Genomic DNA, 20,363 nt, shown 5'->3' on the forward strand with positions numbered 1-20,363 from the left:
TTTATCCGCGATACCCGCTTGCGCTCCCCCCGCTCGCGATGTTATTAACAACACCATCCGTCATTTGCTATGAGTCATCGTATGAATACGAGCGCGACCATCACGGCGTCGCTGCGCCGCATCACCGCTGAAGATAATGCAGCTATCGCCAACGTTATCCGCCAGGTTTCTGCGGAATACGGCCTGACGGCCGATAAAGGCTATACGGTCGCCGACCCTAACCTCGATGAGCTTTTTGAGCTCTACAGCCAGCCAGGCTCCGCCTATTGGGTGGTTGAACAGGATGGTCGGGTGGTCGGCGGCGGCGGCGTTGCCCCGCTGGCGCATAGCGAACCGGATATCTGCGAACTACAGAAAATGTATTTTATGACCTCTGCCCGTGGCCAGGGGCTGGCGAAAAAGCTGGCGCTGCTGGCGTTAGATTATGCCCGCGAGCAGGGTTTCAAACGCTGCTATCTGGAAACCACCGCCTTCCTGAAAGAAGCCGTCGGGCTATACGAGCACCTCGGCTTCGAACATATCGACGGGCCGCTTGGCCGCACTGGTCATGTCGATTGCGAAGTACGGATGCTGAAAACGCTGTAAGCGCTCGTCCCCACCCGCCGCGGTTCCCCGGTCGCGCGATGCTTACCGGGGCTACGGCTCAAGGCGCGCGGTTTGGTAGCCCGGATAAGGCGCGTAGCGCCGCTATCCGGGAACAACGCATCAGGCGATAACCGGCACGCCGCTGTGGAAACGAAACTCCGCCTCCGGAGCATTAATTAACGCCGCTTCCGCCTCGCCAAGCTGGCGTATGCGTTCACTGATATCCTCTTCGGCAATCTGCTGTGCCAGATCGAGGTAATCCTGATAGTGCCGCGCTTCCGAGCGCAGCAGCGACAGATAGAACTTTTGCAGATCGTCATTCAGCCACGGCGCCAGCGCGGCAAAGCGCTCGCAGGAGCGCGCTTCAATATAGGCTCCGCAAATCAGCTTATCGATCAGCATCACCGGTTCGTGGGAGCGCACTTCTCTGCGTAACCCGCGGGCATAATGACTGGCGGTGATTTTGACGTACGGGATATCGTGGGCCAGCATCATTTCCCGCACCTGCCAGAAATGGTGCAGCTCTTCTTTAATCAGCAGCACCATGCTGTCCACCAGCTGACGGCCCCACGGATCGTCGGTCTGCGGCATGGTGCTTTTATTAATCCGTTTATGCAGCGCGACGAAATCCGGCTCGGGCCCCCAGCGGTAGGTAAAGTCCTCATACGGCTTCAGGCAGGCCAGCAGCTCGTCGGCCCCCTCTTTATCAGCAACATATTTACGTACCAGCAGCAACGCGTTTTGCGCCGCTTTTAGCTCGCAGACCATATGGTCAGTCAGCAGCAGCGGGAGATTTTCCGGCTTACGGGCTTCATCAATCCACGCCTGTGGGGTTGGGCAGTGCAGGAAGTCGCGTATGGGGGCGAGTATTTGCGGGTAGTCCATTGAGGTTCCTTGCTATACGGTAACGGCTGGCGGCCGTTATCGCATCCAGACAGACACAATATTATTGTTCAGGGTATAACGAGACGAAAACCCCGACAACATAGCGAACGATGTCAGCGGGGTTTCTGTGTGTAGCCAGCAAAGACGCGGCCTGAAGGATGACGTGCGGGTTTATTTAGTGGCGAACGCCGTCATCGTCTTCATCAACGAAATCGTCGTCATCTTCTTCATCGCCCTCTTCGCCGTTCGGGTCCTCATAGTAAGTGCCCCAACCGTCATATTCGACGTCGAATTTTTCCGCCAGAGTCATCAGCTGCTCAACCTGGGCATCAATCAGCTCCACCTTCAGGGCGCTTTCGCTCAGGATGTCACAGCAGATAACCACTTCGCCCTCTTCCACTTCCAGCTCTTCCGGCTCGGTCACTTCGTAGCCCAGCTTGAAGGCCTCGACAGCCACTTTCTCCAGCGTTTCGAAGTCATCGGCAGAGAGATGGTGTTCAATGGTGTACAACGCGTCCGGATCGCTGCCGTCTTCGAGCAGCTCTTCGATAATCAGACGCGTTTCTTCACGCTGTTCTTCCAGTAGTTCCGGGTTTGCCATGGCTCGTTCCTCATAATGTGCGGCAGATACTTCTATTGTCACATACCGCCGTGATTGCCTCCACCTTTGCGCGAAAGATTTGTGCAACGGGGTTGCAAATGAATATTCATACATATAAATTGAATTTTAATTCAATATAGGGCTTAAGCCATGTGAGGGAATCATGTCCGCGTTTTATCAGAAGCATTTTTTAAAGTTACTCGATTTTACCCCTGCAGAAATCACTGCCCTGCTGACGCTGGCGGCCAGACTGAAAACCGATAAAAAAAACGGTATTGAAATCCAGCATCTGGCTGGCAAAAACATCGCGCTCATCTTCGAAAAAGACTCTACCCGTACACGATGCTCTTTCGAAGTTGCCGCATTTGATCAGGGTGCCCGCGTCACCTATCTCGGGCCAAGCGGCAGCCAGATAGGCCATAAAGAATCCATTAAAGATACCGCCCGCGTGCTGGGGCGGATGTATGACGGTATTCAATACCGCGGCCATGGGCAAGAGATTGTTGAGACGCTCGCCAGCTATGCCGGTGTCCCGGTGTGGAACGGTCTGACCAACGAGTTTCATCCCACCCAGCTGCTGGCGGACCTGCTGACCATGCAGGAGCATCTGCCGGGCAAAGCCTTTAACGAAATGACCCTGGTGTATGCAGGCGACGCCCGCAACAACATGGGCAACTCGATGCTCGAAGCCGCGGCGTTGACCGGGCTGGATCTGCGCCTGGTGGCTCCTGAGGCCTGCTGGCCCGAAGAGAACCTGGTGGCGGAATGTCGGGCGCTGGCGCAGAAAAACGGCGGCAACATCACGCTGACCGAAGATATCGCGGCGGGCGTGCAAGGGGCAGACTTTATCTATACCGATGTGTGGGTGTCGATGGGCGAAGCCAAAGAGAAGTGGGCGGAGCGTATTGCGCTGCTGCGCGCTTATCAGGTGAATAGCGACATGATGGCGCTGACCGGCAATCCGCAGGTGAAGTTCCTGCACTGCCTGCCCGCCTTCCATGACGATCAAACGACCCTTGGTCAGCAGATGGCGGCGGAATACGGCCTGCATGGCGGCATGGAAGTGACTGACGAGGTCTTTGAGTCGCCGGCAAGCATCGTCTTCGATCAGGCGGAAAACCGGATGCACACCATCAAAGCGGTGATGGTGGCGACGCTGAGTAAATAGTCGTTCTCTCGCGGTATGTCCCGGATTGCGCGACGCTTATCCGGGCTACCTCTCCCGTAGCCCCGGTAAGCGTAGCGCCACCGGGGGATTTTTACGCCATCAGCATCTTCACTACCGCCTTACGCACTTTGGCCGGTTCGTCCACGGCACACAGCGGCTTATGCACTTCTCCCGGATAAAAGACCACAAAATCACCCTCGTTCAGAATGACGGTTTTCTCCTGTTCGCCGGCCGGCAGGAACGCAATATCTTTCTCCGCCAGCCAGTCGATGTCCGGTGCGCCGGCAGGTCGGGTGCTGAAGGTCATGGCTTCCTGACCGCGTAGCACTATCTGGATATCCAGATAGTGCGCGTGGTATTCCGCGAGGCGGGCGACAAGAGGTTCGGTCGTATCTTCCGAAATCATATAAAACACGTTATTACCGTCAATATCGTATTTGCCGGGCGGCGTCTCTTCGCTAACGTGCGCTTTAACGTGCTCAATCGCCTGGCGCAACGCGTCCGGCAGCCAGGCCTGCAGATGGTGAATGTGACCAACGAACATAATACCCCTCAAAGATAAAACAGCTTTTCATTTTTTGTTTTATACGCCCCTTGACACTACCATACCACATCTTTTTTGCGGTTTTTTGTACTGACGCAGACTTATCGAAGCAATCGTTTACCTGTTTGTGTACTAATCGCTTGATCCGAAATTTGAGCTGCGTATAATGCCGGTCGATTTGCCGGGAGGAAGCATGGTCTACTGCGTACGACATTCTGTTTTACCGCGTCTGAACACAGGCGCTGGCGTAGCGTTTTTCTTTCCGTTGCTCAATAAATTCTCGAAGCCCCTTATTTAAGGGGCTTTTTTTTTGCCCAGGCGTCAGGAGATAAACATGGCTAACCCGCTATATCAAAAACATATCATTTCCATAAACGATCTCAGCCGAGAAGACCTCGAACTGGTCCTGGCGACCGCTGCAAAACTGAAAGCCAACCCACAGCCGGAACTGCTGAAGCATAAGGTTATCGCCAGCTGTTTCTTTGAAGCCTCGACCCGTACCCGCCTGTCGTTTGAAACGTCGATGCACCGCCTCGGCGCCAGCGTGGTGGGCTTCTCCGACAGCAGCAACACTTCGCTGGGCAAAAAAGGCGAAACCCTGGCCGACACCATTTCGGTTATCAGCACCTACGTTGACGCCATCGTCATGCGTCACCCGCAGGAAGGGGCTTCGCGCCTGGCGACCGAATTTTCCGGCGGCATCCCGGTACTCAACGCCGGCGATGGCGCTAACCAGCACCCGACGCAGACCCTGCTGGATCTCTTCACCATCCAGGAAACGCAGGGCCGTCTGGAAAACCTCAACGTCGCGATGGTCGGCGACCTCAAATATGGCCGCACCGTCCATTCGCTGACCCAGGCGCTGGCGAAATTTAACGGCAACCGCTTCTACTTTATCGCCCCGGACGCGCTGGCGATGCCGCAGTACATCCTCGATATGCTGGATGAACAAGGGATTGCCTGGAGCCTGCACAGCACCTTTGAAGAGGTGATGGCAGAGGTGGATATTCTGTACATGACCCGTGTGCAGAAAGAGCGTCTTGACCCGTCGGAATACGCCAACGTGAAAGCGCAGTTTGTCCTGCGCGCCGCCGACCTCGAAGGCGCCCGTGACAATATGAAAGTGCTGCACCCGCTGCCGCGCATTGATGAAATCACCACCGATGTCGATAAAACGCCGCACGCCTGGTACTTCCAGCAGGCCGGCAACGGCATCTTCGCCCGCCAGGCGTTACTGGCGCTGGTACTAAATCGCGATCTGGCACTCTAAGGGGGAAAAAGAGATGACACACGACAATAAATTACAGGTAGAAGCCATTAAACGCGGCACCGTTATCGACCACATCCCGGCGCAGGTGGGCTTTAAACTGCTGACCTTGTTCAAACTGACCGAAACCGATCAGCGTATCACCATCGGCCTGAACCTGCCGTCAGGCGAGATGGGTCGCAAAGATTTAATCAAAATCGAAAACACCTTCCTCACCGACGAGCAGGTCAACCAGCTCTCCCTGTATGCGCCGCAGGCGACGGTCAACCGCATCGATGATTATGAAGTAGTCGGTAAGTCACGCCCGAATCTGCCGGATCGGATTAACAGCGTACTGGTCTGCCCGAACAGTAACTGCATCAGCCACGCCGAGCCGGTTTCCTCCAGCTTTGCGGTGAAAAAGCGCGAAAACGATATCGCGCTGAAGTGCAAATATTGCGAAAAAGAGTTTTCGCACTATGTCGTTCTGGCCAACTAATTGAGGTTGGTATTGGCAACCCGGCTCCCTATAATGGCCGGGTTCCATACGCGCTATCCTTCAAGCTGCTTCTTTGTCGGCCGTGCGGGCGCTTCGCCCCTTGTCGCGTCGATGCAACTCGAAGGATTTTGCCTCCCCATTTAATAATGCTGTTATTCAGGAGAACTCATGTCTAAAACTATCGCGACGGAAAATGCACCGGCAGCCATCGGCCCGTATGTTCAGGGCGTCGATCTGGGCAGCATGATCATCACCTCCGGCCAGATCCCCGTCGATCCGAAAACCGGTAGCGTGCCGGAAGATGTCGCCGCTCAGGCACGTCAGTCTCTGGACAACGTCAAAGCTATCGTTGAAGCCGCTGGCCTGAAAGTCGGCGATATTGTTAAAACCACCGTGTTCGTTAAAGATCTGAACGACTTCGCCACCGTGAATGCCGCTTATGAAGCGTTCTTCACCGAACATCACGCGACCTTCCCGGCGCGCTCCTGCGTTGAAGTGGCTCGCCTGCCGAAAGATGTGAAGATCGAGATCGAAGCGATCGCTATCCGTCGCTAATCCTCGCTTCCCCCTCACCCATACGCTTTTCCCCCTGCGCCGGGTGAGGGAGTTTTACTACTCGACCTTCGTCGCCCGCAGCCGTTTCTCCAGCGAATACACCGCCGCGATCGCCAGCTCATCCCGCGTTTTCGCCGCCTCGTCCAGCTGCGCCTGAGTATAAAACAGCCCGTCGCTGGCCTTCTGTTGCCGTTTCAGATAGCGCGTGGAGGCAAAGCGCCAGCCCCGATCGTCGGTCAGATGCCAGAGGAAGACGTTCAGCCTGGCCGCTACCATGCCGTCAATCTGGCGCTTGATCGCCTCCAGCGGCATGACGTGGCGAGCGGAATCCAGCAGCAGCCCGCGGGCGCGCCATCAATCGTGACGTCAGGAATCGCCGTATTTCAGCGCCGTTCTGCATCAACTGGTCAGCAGGCCATAACGCACAGAGTTCAGCATAAGTTTTCCTGTTGATGACGGGCCAAAAAAAGCAAAACATTGGGTTAACATGCGCGCAAAAGAGCGTCAAGCCAAGGGGACGGCGGGGTTCACAACTTTCTGAAATTTAAGAGAAAGGCCCAAAAGACCGCCCTCCCTTGAGGGAGAGCGGTCGGCACAAAGACGGGTTATTGCCAGCCGTAGCGACGGCTGTAGAAGCCTTTCACCATCTGCGTCAGCGTCATGTAGCCTGCCAGAATGGCAATCAGCCACGGGAAGTAGCTCAGCGGCAGGGCCTGGAGTTGCAGATAGCCCGCCAGCGGCGAGAACGGCAGGGCGATACCAATCAGCATCACCACCATCGTCATGGCAAACAGCGGCCACGCGGCGCGGCTCTGCACAAACGGAATCCGCCGCGTACGGATCATATGCACAATCAGCGTTTGCGACAGCAGCCCTTCAATAAACCAGCCCGACTGGAACAGCGTCTGGGCTTCCGGCACGTTGGCATGGAACACCCACCACATCAGGCAGAAGGTCAGGATATCGAAAATTGAGCTTATCGGGCCAAAGAAGACCATAAAGCGCCCCAGTTCCGAGGGGTTCCAGCGCTGCGGCTTTTGAATCTGCTCGTCGTCGACGTTATCAAACGGGATCGCCACCTGGGATACATCGTACAGCAGGTTTTGGATCAGTAAGTGCAGCGGCAGCATCGGCAGGAACGGCAGGAAGGCGCTCGCCACCAGCACGCTGAAGACGTTACCAAAGTTCGAACTGGCGGTCATTTTGATGTACTTCAGCATGTTGGCGAAAGTGCGGCGACCTTCGATCACCCCCTCCTCCAGCACCATCAGGCTTTTTTCCAGCAGGATGATATCCGCGGCCTCGCGCGCAATATCTACCGCGCCATCCACGGAGATACCGATATCCGCCGCGCGCAGCGCCGGAGCATCGTTGATGCCGTCGCCCATAAAGCCGACCACATGGCCTTCGCGTTTAAGCAGCGTGACGATGCGCTCTTTATGTAACGGCGCCAGACGTGCAAACAGGGTCGTGCGTTTAGCCAGCGTCGCCAGCTCGTCATCGCTCATACCTTCAATCTGGCTACCGGTGACCACCTCGCCGGCGTCCAGCCCCACTTCATGGCACACTTTCGCCGCCACCAGCTCGCTATCGCCGGTGAGAATTTTGACGGTAATCCCGCTGGCCTTCAGCGCTTTCAGCGCCGGGGCGGTGGTCTCTTTCGGCGGGTCGAGGAAGGCGATGTAGCCTTCGAGAATCAGATCGGACTCGTCAATGCGCTGATAGTCGCCTTCACGCGCGGGCAGATATTTGGTCGCCACCGCCACTACGCGCAGCCCCTGGCGATTGAGAGTATCGGTGACGCGTTTGATACGGCGCAGCATGGTATCGTCCAGCGGCACGATTTCACCGTTGTGGCGCACCTGGGTCGAGACGTTGAGGATCTCCTGCAGCGCGCCTTTGCAGATCAGCTGATGCACGCCGTCTTGTTCACTCACCACCACCGACATACGGCGACGTTCGAAGTCGAACGGAATCTCATCGACTTTCTGCCAGCGTTCAGAAAGCTGGCGTGCCGCCTCCAGATCCACCCCTTCCAGCACCGCCTTATCGAGCAGGTTTTTCAACCCGGTCTGATAGTGGCTGTTCAGCCATGCGCAATGCAGAACCCGTTCGCTGACCTTACCGGAAATATCAGTATGGTTTTCCAGTACGATTTTATCCTGAGTCAGGGTGCCGGTTTTATCCGTGCACAGGATGTCCATCGCGCCAAAGTTCTGAATCGCGTCGAGGTGCTTCACGATGACTTTCTGTTTCGACAGCTTTACCGCCCCGCGCGCCAGAGTTGAGGTAACAATCATCGGCAACATTTCCGGCGTCAGGCCCACCGCTACCGAAAGGGCAAACAGCGCGGCTTCCCACCAGTCGCCTTTGGTATAGCCGTTAATCAGCAGCACCACCGGCGCCATCACCAGCATAAAGCGGATCAGCAACATGCTGACGCGGCTGATGCCTTTCTGGAACGCATTAGGTTCGCTCTCCTGCTCGCTAACCCGTCCGGCCAGCTGACCAAACCAGGTGTTGCCGCCGGTGGCGAAGACCATCGCCTGCGCCGATCCGCTCACCACGTTGGTGCCCATAAAGCACAGGGTATCGCACTCCAGCGGATTGCTCTGCTGCGGGTCGCGGCTGCGCACCACTTTTTCAACCGGCAGCGATTCACCGGTCAGCGACGCCTGGGCCACGAACAGATCCCGCGCCTGGAGAATACGCAGGTCCGCCGGGATCATATCCCCGGCCGACAGCTTGACGATATCGCCTGGCACCAGGCGGTCAATCGGCAGTTCGCACCAGCGGCTTTCGCCCTGTTCGTTGACCACCCGCAGCACCGTCGCGGTGTTGCTGACCATCGCCTTCAGCGCATCCGCCGCTTTGGTCGAGCGGGCTTCCTGAATGAAGTTGAGCAGCGTGGAGATCCCCACCATCAGCGCAATCACTCCCGCGGCAAACAGGTCTTCCGTCGAATACGAGACGATGCCCAGCACGGTCAGCAGCAGGTTGAACGGGTTGCGGTAGCAGGTCCAGAGATGCACCCACCACGGTGCCGGTTTTTGCGCCGGAATTTGGTTATCGCCATAGCGGGCAATTTTCTGCGCTACGTCGGCGTCGTTAAGCCCTTCCGGGTGGCTTTCGAAGGCGCGCCAGATTTCATTTTCGTCCATCGCCGCGACGTTCAGGCAGTGCTTACCCAGCGAATCCGGAATCGGCGCAGTGGCCAGATTGCGGGCATCAGGTAACGGATCGCGCTGCACCAGTCGGCGCGGCAAATGGCGGCTGAGCTGTGTAAACAGCTGCCGGGTGATATTTTTCAGCATAAACAGTCCCTCCACGCTCGCACAGGCGAACGCGGCAAAACAGACAGGTACGAGAACCTTACCCGTCAGGTATTATTTTTTTATGGCAGGGACATCAAGGACGTCACTGCTTTACGCTTCCGGTAAAGCAGTGTTAAGCAGGCTTACCGGAAAAGGATGTAACTCCATCGAGGATGAGGAGTGGGATCGGGGTCCATATAATCTCCGGTAAGTGAGTAAAAGCGGCGCGAGAGAACCGCGAGCAACAGGCATTTTATCGCCACTGTCGGAATGATAACCCCGCGTAACTAAACAAGACGTAAACCAGACTTTGCTCATTGCGGTTTGGTTGAGTAGCATTAGGCTCACTTCTGGCGGACTACGACGAGACCTCTGCATGCAAAACCGGCTGACCATCAAAGATATCGCGCGCTTAAGCGGCGTCGGGAAATCGACGGTATCCCGCGTGCTCAATAACGAAAGCGGCGTCAATGAGCGCACCCGTGAACGGGTCGAGGCGGTTATGCAGCAGCACGGCTTCTCGCCCTCCCGTTCAGCGCGGGCGATGCGGGGTCAAAGCGACAAAGTGGTTGCCATTATCGTCACCCGTCTGGACTCGCTGTCGGAAAACCTTGCCGTACAGACGATGCTGCCCGCCTTTTACGAGCAGGGCTACGATCCGATTATGATGGAAAGCCAGTTTTCTCCCGCGCTGGTCAACGAACACCTGGGGATCCTCGCCCGCCGCCATATCGACGGCGTGGTGCTGTTCGGCTTTACCGGTATTAGCGAAGAGATGCTGACGCCGTGGCGGGAATTGATGGTGCTGCTGGCCCGCGATGCGCCGGGGTTCGCCTCCGTCTGCTACGATGACAACGGCGCGGTGAACATGCTGATGCAGCGCCTGTACGATGACGGCCATCGGCATATCAGCTTCCTCGGGGTGCCGCATAGCGACGTCACCACCGGGCAGCGCCGCCATCAGGCGTACCTCAATTTTTGTGAGCAGCATCGGTTGACTCCGTCCGCCGCCCTGCCGGGCCTGGCCATGAAACAGGGTTATGAAAATGTCGCCAGCGTTCTGACCCCCGATACCAGCGCGCTGGTGTGCGCGACTGATACCCTCGCCCTCGGCGCCAGCAAGTATTTGCAAGAGCAACGCATTGGACATCTGCAGGTCGCCAGCGTCGGCAGTACGCCGCTGATGAAGTTCCTCCATCCGGAAATCCTCACCGTGAATCCCGGTTACGCCGAGGCCGGTCGCCAGGCGGCCCAGCAGCTGATCGCCCAGATCGGCGGCCACGCTGAACCTCGTCAAATCGTCATCCCCGCCGCGCTGATTTAAGCCCGTTTGTGGGATTTATGTGATCGTTGCTGCGTTTCGGGAACGTTCCCATTTTGAAAGTTGAACGGAGCGGTTAGGATTCGTCTCAGGTCATTACGCAATCTCTCCCCTCTGTTTTGAGGCCTCATCATGAGTAAAGTAAATCAGCAGGACATCGATAAATTAATCGAACTGGTCGGCGGGCGCGATAACATTGCCACCGTCAGTCACTGTATTACCCGTCTGCGCTTTGTGCTGAATAACCCGGCCATCGCCAGACCGAAAGAAATTGAACAACTGCGCATGGTGAAGGGCTGCTTTACCAACGCCGGGCAGTTCCAGGTGGTGATCGGCACAGACGTCGGCGATTACTACACAGCCCTGCTGGCCACCACCGGCAAAGCCTCTGCCGATAAAGAGCAGGCGAAACAGGCCGCGCGGCAAAACATGAAGTGGCACGAGCAGCTGATTTCGCACTTTGCCGAGATCTTCTTCCCGCTGCTGCCGGCGCTGATCAGCGGCGGTCTGATCCTCGGTTTCCGTAACGTGATCGGCGATCTGCCGATGAGCAACGGGCAGACGCTGGCGCAAATGCACCCGTCGCTGAAAACCCTTTATGACTTCCTGTGGCTGATTGGCGAAGCCATCTTCTTCTATCTGCCGGTCGGTATCTGCTGGTCCGCGGTGAAGAAAATGGGCGGCACGCCGATCCTCGGCATCGTGCTCGGCGTCACGCTGGTCTCTCCGCAACTGATGAACGCCTATCTGCTGGGCCAGCAGGTGCCGGAAGTGTGGAACTTCGGTCTGTTTACGATTGCGAAGGTCGGCTATCAGGCGCAGGTCATCCCGGCGCTGCTGGCGGGTCTGGCGCTCGGCTTTATCGAAACGCGCCTGAAACGCATGGTCCCTGATTATCTGTATCTGGTGGTGGTGCCGGTCTGCTCGCTGATTCTGGCGGTATTCCTCGCCCACGCCTTTATCGGTCCGTTTGGTCGGATGATCGGCGACGGCGTCGCCTTTGCCGTGCGCCACCTGATGACCGGCAGTTTCGCGCCGATTGGCGCCGCGCTGTTCGGCTTCCTCTACGCACCGCTGGTCATTACCGGGGTCCACCAGACCACGCTGGCTATCGATATGCAGATGATTCAAAGCATGGGCGGTACGCCGGTGTGGCCGCTGATTGCGCTGTCCAACATCGCCCAGGCGTCGGCCGTGGTCGGCATTATTATCGCCAGCCGCAAACAGAACGAACGCGAGATCTCGGTCCCGGCCGCTATCTCGGCCTACCTCGGGGTCACCGAACCGGCGATGTACGGGATCAACCTGAAATACCGCTTCCCGATGCTCTGCGCGATGATCGGCTCTGGTCTTGCCGGGTTGTTGTGCGGCCTGAACGGCGTGATGGCGAACGGGATTGGCGTCGGTGGCCTGCCGGGCATTCTCTCCATTCAGCCGACTTACTGGCAGGTGTACGGTTTAGCGATGGTCATCGCGGTCGTGGTACCGATTGTGCTCACCACCGTCGTCTATCAGCGTAAGTTCCGTCAGGGCACGTTACAGATTGTCTGATTTTTTCTTCCGGGGCGCGCTGGCGCCCCCTTCGTTGTAGCAGGAAAGCGATATGAATACCCTCCCCCACTGGTGGCAAAACGGCGTTATTTATCAAATTTATCCGAAGAGTTTCCAGGACACGACCGGCAGCGGGACCGGCGATCTGCGTGGGGTCACCTCGCGCCTCGACTATCTGCAAAAACTTGGCGTGGACGCCATCTGGCTGACGCCCTTCTACGTCTCTCCGCAGGTCGATAACGGCTATGATGTGGCGAACTATACCGCCATCGACCCCGCTTACGGCACGCTGGATGATTTCGACGAACTGGTGGCCGAGGCGAAAGCCCGCGGCATCCGCATCGTGCTGGATATGGTTTTCAACCATACCTCTACCGCCCATGCCTGGTTTCGCGAGTCGTTAAACAAAGAGAGCCCGTACCGCCAGTTTTATCTCTGGCGCGATGGCGAACCGACGACGCCGCCCAATAACTGGCGCTCGAAGTTTGGCGGCAACGCCTGGCAGTGGCACGCAGAGAGCGGGCAGTACTACCTGCATCTGTTCGCGCCGGAACAGGCGGATCTCAACTGGGAAAACCCGGCCGTGCGCGCGGAACTCAAAAAGGTGTGCGAGTTCTGGGCCGACCGCGGCGTCGACGGCCTGCGGCTCGATGTGGTCAACCTGATTTCGAAAGATCAAACCTTCCCCTCGGATACCCAGGGCGATGGCCGCCGTTTTTATACCGACGGTCCGCGGGTCCACGAATTCCTGCAGGAGATGAGCCGCGATGTCTTCACGCCGCGTAATCTGATGACGGTCGGCGAGATGTCCTCCACCTCACTGGAACATTGCCAGCAATATGCCGCACAGGACGGTCGCGAGCTGTCGATGACCTTTAACTTCCACCATCTGAAGGTGGACTATCCCGGCGGTGAAAAATGGACCCTCGCGCGCCCGGACTACGTGGCGCTGAAAGCGCTGTTCAGCCACTGGCAGCAGGGCATGCACAACCGGGCGTGGAATGCGCTGTTCTGGTGTAACCACGATCAGCCGCGCATCGTGTCGCGTTTTGGCGATGAAGGCGAATATCGGGTAGCGGCGGCAAAAATGCTGGCGATGGTCCTGCACGGCATGCAGGGCACTCCCTACATTTATCAGGGCGAAGAGATTGGCATGACCAATCCGCACTTCTCGCAGATCGACGAGTATCGCGACCTCGAGAGCCATAACATGTTTATTGAGCGCTCGGCGCAGGGCCAGGCACCCGACGAGCTGCTGGCGATTCTGGCGAGTAAATCGCGCGATAACAGCCGCACGCCGATGCAGTGGAACGCTCGCGAGCAGGGTGGATTTACCGCCGGTGAACCGTGGATTGCGCTGTGCGATAACTATCAGACGATCAACGTCGAGGCGGCGCTGGCGGATGCGGATTCGGTCTTTTACACCTATCAGCAGCTGATTGCGCTGCGTAAAACCACGCCGGTGCTGACCTGGGGCGACTATCAGGATCTGCTGCCTGAGCATCCGTCGCTGTGGTGCTATCGCCGCCAGTGGCAAGGGAAAACGCTGGTCGTCGCGGCAAACCTGAGCCGCGAGTTCCAGGGCTGGCAGCCGGAGGAGGCGGACGGCGACTGGCAGGTATTGATAAGCAATTACGCGGAAGCGGCGAATCGCCCTGCCGCCATGACCCTGCGGCCGTTTGAAGCGGTATGGTGGTTACAGGAATAAGCCCTGGCGCGCTGCGCTTACCGGGCTACGGGTCGGCCAACTTTGCCGGGCCCGTAGCCCGCAACCGGCACGCTATCCCCTGCCGCAGCAGGTCGATTGACTCAACGCCACCGTGATGGTTTGAGGCACGGTATTTCCGGCCTGAATACTTCCGCCCTCCAGGCCAATTTTTGCTTATTTTATAGTCAGATAAATTTACATAAGTCCCAGCGCCCACCATCCGTACTCTCACCTTTTTACTTTGTTCTGCATCAATAAAATCGCAAACATCTTTGATGCAAATCACTACATATAGAATTTAGAATGCATCCCGGCCCTACATCTTGTATTAATCGTCTATTATGTCAGCACATCCCATCGTTCTGTGGCGGTGGTGGGATGTGGATAAAAAGGGCCGGAACCGACGTAAAACGGCGGCAGGTATAGCCCCGGCGACGCCGGTGATTCTTCCGCCTCTGTGGATAACCTGTTTTATAAAGTATGGAGTGATCATGACACCGCATGTGATGAAACGTGATGGCTGTAAAGTGCCGTTCAAATCTGAGCGCATTCAAGAAGCAATTCTGCGTGCAGCTAAAGCAGCGGGAGTCGATGACGCAGACTATTGCGCCACCGTCGCAGAAGTCGTTAGCCAGCAGATGCAGGGCCGTAGCCAGGTTGATATCAACGAGATTCAGACCGCCGTTGAGAACCAGCTGATGTCAGGGCCGTGGAAACAGCTGGCCCGCGCCTATATCGAATATCGCCACGACCGCGATATCGAGCGTGAAAAACGCGGCCGCCTGAACCAGGAGATTCGCGGTCTGGTTGAACAAACCAACTCGTCCCTGCTCAACGAAAACGCCAACAAAGACAGTAAAGTCATCCCGACCCAGCGCGACCTGCTGGCCGGGATCGTCGCCAAACACTATGCCCGTCAGCATCTGCTGCCGCGCGATGTGGTGCTTGCCCACGAGCGCGGTGAGATTCACTACCACGATCTCGACTATTCGCCGTTCTTCCCGATGTTCAACTGCATGCTTATCGATCTGAAAGGTATGCTGACCCACGGGTTTAAAATGGGCAACGCGGAGATTGAACCGCCGAAATCGATCTCCACCGCCACGGCGGTGACGGCGCAGATTATCGCCCAGGTCGCCAGCCATATTTATGGCGGCACCACCATTAACCGCATCGATGAAGTGCTGGCGCCGTTCGTCAAAGAAAGCTGCAACAAGCACCGTAAAATCGCCGAACAGTGGCAGATCCCTGATGTGGAAGGCTATGCCCGCTCGCGCACCGAGAAAGAGTGCTACGACGCCTTCCAGTCGCTGGAGTACGAAGTCAATACTCTGCATACCGCCAACGGGCAGACGCCGTTCGTCACCTTTGGCTTTGGTCTCGGCACCAGCTGGGAATCCCGCCTGATTCAGCAATCGATTCTGCGTAACCGCATCGCTGGTCTTGGCAAAAACCGCAAAACCGCGGTGTTCCCGAAACTGGTGTTCGCCATTCGCGACGGCCTGAACCACAAGTTCGGCGATGCGAACTACGACATCAAGCAGCTGGCGCTGGAGTGCGCGAGCAAACGGATGTACCCGGACATCCTCAACTACGATCAGGTGGTGAAAGTCACCGGTTCGTTTAAAACGCCAATGGGCTGCCGCAGCTTCCTCGGCGTGTATGAAGAAAACGGCGAGCAGATCCACGATGGCCGCAACAATATCGGCGTGATCAGCCTGAACCTGCCGCGCATTGCGCTGGAAGCCAAAGGGGATGAAGCGACGTTCTGGAAGCTGCTGGATAACCGTCTGGATCTGGCTTACAAAGCGCTGATGACGCGCATCGCTCGCCTGGAAGGGGTGAAAGCTCGCGTGGCGCCGATCCTGTACATGGAAGGCGCCTGCGGCGTACGCCTGAATGCCGACGACGAGGTGTCAGAGATCTTCAAAAACGGTCGCGCCTCCATTTCGCTGGGCTATATCGGCATCCACGAAACCATCAACGCGCTGTCGGGTAATCAGCACATGTACGACAGCGATGCGCTGCGTGCAAAAGGCGTCGCCATCGTCCAGCGTCTGCGTGACGCCGTCGACCGCTGGAAAGAAGAGACCGGCTACGGCTTCAGCCTGTACAGCACGCCGAGCGAAAACCTCTGCGATCGTTTCTGCCGTCTTGATACCGCCGAATTTGGCGTTATTGAGGGCGTAACGGATAAGGGCTACTACACCAACAGTTTCCACCTCGATGTGGAAAAAAAGGTTAATCCGTACGACAAGATTGACTTCGAAGCGCCGTATCCGCCGCTGGCCAACGGCGGCTTCATTTGCTACGGCGAGTACCCGAATATCCAGCATAACCTGAGGGCGCTGGAAGATGTCTGGGATTACAGCTACCAGCACGTCCCCTATTACGGAACCAACACGCCGATCGACGAGTGCTATGAGTGCGGCTTTACCGGCGAGTTCGAATGTACCAGTAAAGGCTTTACCTGCCCGAAATGTGGCAACCACGATGCGGCACGGGTGTCGGTGACCCGTCGCGTGTGCGGCTATCTCGGCAGCCCGGACGCCCGTCCGTTCAACGCCGGTAAACAGGAAGAGGTGAAGCGCCGCGTCAAACATCTCGGCAACGGTCAACTCGGCTAATCTCGCCACCGTCATCCCGGATAGCGCCGCCAGCGGCTTATCCGGGCTACAACGCACCAGCGTAGGTTTCCTCAAATCAGTTGGCATTGTAGCAAGGCGGCAAACGAGTCAGTCCCGGGGAGCTTACTGTAGTAAGTGACCCGGGCGAGCGAGCGCAGTCAACGCCGCTGCAGCGTCAAATGAGAAGAGGAAACAATGAATTATCACCAATACTACCCCGTCGATATCGTCAACGGGCCAGGGACAAGATGCACCCTGTTTGTCTCCGGCTGCGTCCACGAATGCCCCGGCTGCTATAACAAAAGCACCTGGCGACTCAACTCCGGGCTACCGTTCACAACCGCGATGGCCGACCGTATCATTGCCGATCTCAACGACACGCGAATCAAACGCCAGGGGATCTCCCTTTCCGGCGGCGATCCCCTGCATCCGCAGAACGTGCCGGAGATCCTCGCGCTGGTGCGCCGCATCCTCGCCGAATGCCCCGGGAAGGATATCTGGGTCTGGACCGGTTATAAGCTCGACGAGCTGAACGACGCGCAGCGGGAAGTGGTTGATCTGATTAACGTGCTGGTCGACGGTAAGTTCGTGCAGGATTTAAAAGATCCGGCGCTGATCTGGCGCGGCAGCAGCAATCAGGTCGTCCACCGCTTAAGATAACGGTAATCAAAAACGGCTGACGCACTCCACCGCCACCGCTTTGAACTCCTCGAAACTGCGCGTCGCGGCAAGCCGGGTCATCGCGCGTTCGCGCAGGAAGGTGACAAAAATATCGTAGATCGCCATCGCCTCTTCATACTCGCTTTTGCTGATCGCCAGCAGGAAGATGATATGGGCGGTTTCATCGCCCCAGGCAATACCGTTTGGCGCAATGACGGTATAGACCACGGTTTTTTGCGCCAGCAGGCCAAGGGCGTGAGGTAGCGCAATACCGTCGCCCAGCATGGTGCTGACGATGGCCTCGCGTTCGACCACCGAGTCATGGAACCCGGCATCGACAAATCCTTCCTGCTGCAGCTGCTGGCACAACCCGGCAAACAGCGTCTGGCGGTCGAGAGGCGCATCGATAACCTGGAAATGGGCCGCATCGAAATATTTATTCAGCACCCACGGACGGGTCCTGTCCACCAGCACCAGCTTGCCGATTTGCTCCAGCTGATAATCGGTCGGGAATGGCGCAATGGTCACCACCGGCTTATCCTTTTCGCCAATCCGCACGGTCGAGATGACAAAATCTTCAGCGACCGCCGTCTGCTGCTCATACTCCCGCTGTGACAGGGTGGCGGCGATTTCTAACTGCGGATATTTACGCTGCAAAATGGCTTCGATCATCCGCACCATCGCATTGCTGGTATCGCACACCAGCAGCACCCGCGGCTGCCGCTGATAGCCAATGTTGTAATGACGTTCCAGTCCGACGCCGATATGCAACACCAGGAAACCAATCTCGTTTTCGCTGATGGCATAGGGCGTGTATTTCCCCCAACTGGTCACCGCCGCGAGGGTCATATCCCACGCCATCGGGTAGTGCTGCTTAATATTATCGAGCAGAGGGTTGGGGATCATTATCTGGTAGCGAACCCGGGTGATCATGGTTTTAACGTGGGTCAGCAGATCGGCATGTAGCTGGGCGTCGTCCAGCAGGTTGTAGTTATACTGGCTGTTAATGTAGCGCAGGATGTAGTTCACCAGCGCTTCGCCATCGTCGGCGCTGATAGTGCCCGGATCGACGTCCTGAACCTGACGGGCGGCAAGATGCACGCACAGCCACGCTTCTTCTGCCGGAGAGAGAGCCTTGCCCGCCAGCTGCTGCAATACGCCGGCCAGATCGCGCGCGGCATCCCGCACGTTTTGCGCGACATCCTCCGCGCTGAATTCCGCCAGCGGATAGCCCTGGCTGACGCGACGCACCGTCACTGCGCTGTACATCCGGATAAAGCGCTCGCCTTCATCGGTGAGGCGCACATGGTGGCGGGTCAGGATCTCCTGCAACACATCGCCAAGCTGCTCCTGCACATCCGAGTTCAGCGCTTCCTCATCCATCAGCGGGTTTATTCCCCCCTGCTGCGCCTGTTGCCATAACAGATCGGTCAGGCAGGCGCGAATCGACACTTCGCTGCCAAACAGCCTCATGCCGTGCCGTGGACGGGTCTCAAGCGTCAGCTGATAGCGCTGAAAGCGCTCGCGCACTTCGGCCATATCGCTTTGCAACGTCGCCCGGCTGACAAACCACTCGTCCGCCAGATCTTCGAGCTTGATGGAGAACGCGGAGGTTAAAAAGCGCACCAGCAGAAAATTGATGCGATCCGTCGCCGTACGCGGAATCTGCTGCGGCTTCGGCGCATGCTCCTGCAGGGTCCGGTAGCGCAGCGGGTCGTCGATTTTCAGCTGATAGCCGCTGCCGCGAGTCAGCATGAATTGCGCGCCATACTCCACTAACAACGCGTTAAGCGCGGTAATGTCGGCGCGCACGGTACGAGTAGAAACCGACAGCCGCTGCGCCAGTTCATCCTGCGGCAGCGTTTCGTTTTGCAGCAAAGTAAACAGTTGCGCTAAACGTTGGTTGGGAAATCGCATGTCGGTTCCTTCATCTTACGGCTCACGGTTGAGCGGAGATAACCATCTGTGATGGGCTGCCTACCGGGGTGTAATCCGGGGCAAAGGTCAGCTTGCCGCTCCGTGGCGCCACGCTAAAACGGGTAATATTATCGCTACGCTGATTCATGACGTACAGCCACCGCCCCTGAGTATCCAGCGTCAGCGTGCGGGGGTAGTCACCGCGGGTCCAGATATCTTCCTGATGGCTCAGGCTGCCATCGGCCATCACGCTAAAATGCGCAATGCTGTTATGTAAACGGTTGGCGACATACAGCTGTTTTCCATCTGCGCTCAGCGCCAGGCCCGCCGCGAAACTGGTGCCTTTATACCCTTTCGGCAACGCAGAGACCGTTTTGCCCTCGCGCAACAGCCCGCTCTGCTTATCAAGATGATAGAACGTCAGCGTCGAGGATTCTTCATTAATCAGCCACAGGCCGTCCCCTTTCGGCGTAAAGACAAAGTGCCGCGGCCCGGCGCCGGCAGAAGAGGCGGCGATAAACAGCGGATCGTTCGGCGTCAGCTTGCCGCTGCCGTTGTCCAGCCGGTACTGATAGATCCGATCCAGCCCCAGATCGGTAGAATAGACATATTTCCCGCTCGGATCGGCGGCGATCATATGGGCATGCGGACCGTTATGATCGCTGATGGCAAAGCTCCCCTCAGCGGCTGCCGCCGGCCGTTCTGCGCCGGCAGGGCCCTGATCCTGATGGCTATCAACCGCCTCACCGAGACTGCCGTCGTCTTTGATCGGCAGCACCGCCACCGTTCCGCTGACATAGTTCGCCACCAGCAGATGGCGACCATCCGGCGTCAGCGACAGATAGACCGGCCCGGCCCCCGCAGAGGAGACCTGGTTAAGATCGGTCAGCTCGCCGTTGGCTTCAATCCGCCACGCCTGCACCACCCCTTTTTCCACTTCGCTGGCGGCATACAGGGTTTTCCCGTCATGCGCGACGGTGAGCTGGGCAACGTTCGGCAGCGAGCTGACCAGCGCCTTATCGCGCAGCGCGCCGGTTTTACCGTCGACGGTAAAGCGGTAAAGCCCTTCGCCATTCGGGTTATAGGTGCCGACCCAGGCATAATGCGTTTGCGCGCTGGCGGCGGCGGCCAGCAGAGAAAGTGAAGCAACAAGCAGGTGACGAGCGGTGGGCATAGTGACTC

The 20,363-nt window shown here is 57.5% G+C and carries 20 protein-coding genes; 12 read left to right on the top strand and 8 right to left on the bottom strand.

Annotated elements, in window-relative coordinates:
* Positions 1-81 precede the first annotated feature (81 nt).
* Positions 82-585: a GNAT family N-acetyltransferase gene (locus Electrica_RS22605; RefSeq protein ID WP_100685361.1), complete on the top strand. Its 504-nt coding sequence runs from the start codon at positions 82-84 to the stop codon at positions 583-585.
* A gap of 120 nt (positions 586-705) precedes the next feature.
* On the opposite strand, the gene miaE is transcribed toward Electrica_RS22605, so the two are convergent.
* Positions 706-1,470, bottom strand: a complete 765-nt coding sequence (gene miaE, locus Electrica_RS22610; RefSeq protein ID WP_131049441.1) for a tRNA isopentenyl-2-thiomethyl-A-37 hydroxylase MiaE — start codon at positions 1,468-1,470, stop codon at positions 706-708.
* A 175-nt stretch (positions 1,471-1,645) separates the two neighbouring features.
* Positions 1,646-2,071, bottom strand: a complete 426-nt coding sequence (gene rraB, locus Electrica_RS22615) for a ribonuclease E inhibitor RraB (RefSeq protein WP_100685363.1) — start codon at positions 2,069-2,071, stop codon at positions 1,646-1,648.
* A gap of 163 nt (positions 2,072-2,234) precedes the next feature.
* Between rraB and argF the strand changes: the two genes are divergently transcribed.
* Positions 2,235-3,239 carry an ornithine carbamoyltransferase gene (gene argF / locus Electrica_RS22620; RefSeq protein ID WP_141965455.1) on the top strand — a complete coding sequence of 335 codons (1,005 nt, stop codon included), beginning with the start codon at positions 2,235-2,237 and terminating at the stop codon, positions 3,237-3,239.
* 91 nt (positions 3,240-3,330) lie between these two features.
* On the opposite strand, the gene Electrica_RS22625 is transcribed toward argF, so the two are convergent.
* Complete coding sequence (locus tag Electrica_RS22625; RefSeq protein ID WP_141965456.1) at positions 3,331-3,783, bottom strand: YhcH/YjgK/YiaL family protein; 453 nt, start codon at positions 3,781-3,783, stop codon at positions 3,331-3,333.
* A gap of 193 nt (positions 3,784-3,976) precedes the next feature.
* Between Electrica_RS22625 and Electrica_RS22635 the strand changes: the two genes are divergently transcribed.
* The 5 genes from Electrica_RS22635 to ridA all read left to right on the top strand — a co-directional run bounded on the left by Electrica_RS22635 (position 3,977) and on the right by ridA (position 6,083).
* The gene (locus Electrica_RS22635) at positions 3,977-4,081 is read left to right on the top strand and encodes a pyrBI operon leader peptide (protein WP_100685367.1); all 105 of its coding nucleotides are present in this window, start codon (positions 3,977-3,979) and stop codon (positions 4,079-4,081) included.
* A complete protein-coding gene (locus tag Electrica_RS29155) occupies positions 4,056-4,115 on the top strand; it encodes a pyrBI operon leader peptide (protein ID WP_112150686.1) in 60 nt (19 codons plus the stop codon). The genes Electrica_RS22635 and Electrica_RS29155 overlap by 26 nt, the downstream gene beginning before the upstream one ends.
* A gap of 2 nt (positions 4,116-4,117) precedes the next feature.
* Positions 4,118-5,053, top strand: coding sequence for an aspartate carbamoyltransferase (gene pyrB / locus Electrica_RS22645; RefSeq protein WP_131049437.1), 936 nt, complete (start codon positions 4,118-4,120; stop codon positions 5,051-5,053).
* A 13-nt stretch (positions 5,054-5,066) separates the two neighbouring features.
* Positions 5,067-5,528: an aspartate carbamoyltransferase regulatory subunit gene (gene pyrI / locus Electrica_RS22650; protein WP_100685369.1), complete on the top strand. Its 462-nt coding sequence runs from the start codon at positions 5,067-5,069 to the stop codon at positions 5,526-5,528.
* A gap of 168 nt (positions 5,529-5,696) precedes the next feature.
* Complete coding sequence (gene ridA, locus Electrica_RS22655) at positions 5,697-6,083, top strand: 2-iminobutanoate/2-iminopropanoate deaminase (protein ID WP_004857278.1); 387 nt, start codon at positions 5,697-5,699, stop codon at positions 6,081-6,083.
* Positions 6,084-6,140: 57 nt separating this feature from the next.
* Here ridA and Electrica_RS28505 read toward each other — a convergent pair whose 3' ends face one another.
* The 3 genes from Electrica_RS28505 to mgtL form a co-directional block, all read right to left on the bottom strand.
* Positions 6,141-6,395 carry a family 20 glycosylhydrolase gene (locus Electrica_RS28505; RefSeq protein WP_266095173.1) on the bottom strand — a complete coding sequence of 85 codons (255 nt, stop codon included), beginning with the start codon at positions 6,393-6,395 and terminating at the stop codon, positions 6,141-6,143.
* 293 nt (positions 6,396-6,688) lie between these two features.
* On the bottom strand, positions 6,689-9,397 hold the full coding sequence (gene mgtA / locus Electrica_RS22665) for a magnesium-translocating P-type ATPase (protein ID WP_131049436.1): 2,709 nt from the start codon (positions 9,395-9,397) through the stop codon (positions 6,689-6,691).
* Positions 9,398-9,540: 143 nt separating this feature from the next.
* On the bottom strand, positions 9,541-9,594 hold the full coding sequence (gene mgtL, locus Electrica_RS29405) for a mgtA regulatory leader peptide MgtL (RefSeq protein WP_155417144.1): 54 nt from the start codon (positions 9,592-9,594) through the stop codon (positions 9,541-9,543).
* Positions 9,595-9,773: 179 nt separating this feature from the next.
* Between mgtL and treR the strand changes: the two genes are divergently transcribed.
* From treR to nrdG, 5 genes are all read left to right on the top strand, one after another.
* The gene (gene treR, locus Electrica_RS22675) at positions 9,774-10,721 is read left to right on the top strand and encodes a trehalose operon repressor TreR (protein ID WP_141965458.1); all 948 of its coding nucleotides are present in this window, start codon (positions 9,774-9,776) and stop codon (positions 10,719-10,721) included.
* A gap of 129 nt (positions 10,722-10,850) precedes the next feature.
* Positions 10,851-12,269: a PTS trehalose transporter subunit IIBC gene (gene treB / locus Electrica_RS22680; RefSeq protein WP_100685372.1), complete on the top strand. Its 1,419-nt coding sequence runs from the start codon at positions 10,851-10,853 to the stop codon at positions 12,267-12,269.
* 52 nt (positions 12,270-12,321) lie between these two features.
* On the top strand, positions 12,322-13,977 hold the full coding sequence (gene treC / locus Electrica_RS22685; protein ID WP_141965459.1) for an alpha,alpha-phosphotrehalase: 1,656 nt from the start codon (positions 12,322-12,324) through the stop codon (positions 13,975-13,977).
* 491 nt (positions 13,978-14,468) lie between these two features.
* Positions 14,469-16,604, top strand: coding sequence for an anaerobic ribonucleoside-triphosphate reductase (gene nrdD / locus Electrica_RS22690; protein WP_141965460.1), 2,136 nt, complete (start codon positions 14,469-14,471; stop codon positions 16,602-16,604).
* A gap of 195 nt (positions 16,605-16,799) precedes the next feature.
* Complete coding sequence (gene nrdG / locus Electrica_RS22695) at positions 16,800-17,264, top strand: anaerobic ribonucleoside-triphosphate reductase-activating protein (protein ID WP_100685375.1); 465 nt, start codon at positions 16,800-16,802, stop codon at positions 17,262-17,264.
* A gap of 6 nt (positions 17,265-17,270) precedes the next feature.
* Here the strand turns inward: nrdG and Electrica_RS22700 are convergent, their stop codons facing one another.
* Positions 17,271-19,181, bottom strand: coding sequence for a BglG family transcription antiterminator (locus tag Electrica_RS22700; protein WP_141965461.1), 1,911 nt, complete (start codon positions 19,179-19,181; stop codon positions 17,271-17,273).
* A 22-nt stretch (positions 19,182-19,203) separates the two neighbouring features.
* Positions 19,204-20,355 (bottom strand): lactonase family protein, encoded by a 1,152-nt coding sequence (locus Electrica_RS22705; RefSeq protein WP_141965462.1) that lies wholly within the window; start codon positions 20,353-20,355, stop codon positions 19,204-19,206.
* Positions 20,356-20,363: the final 8 nt, after the last annotated feature.

Source organism: Klebsiella electrica, assembly GCF_006711645.1.
GTDB lineage: Bacteria > Pseudomonadota > Gammaproteobacteria > Enterobacterales > Enterobacteriaceae > Klebsiella > Klebsiella electrica.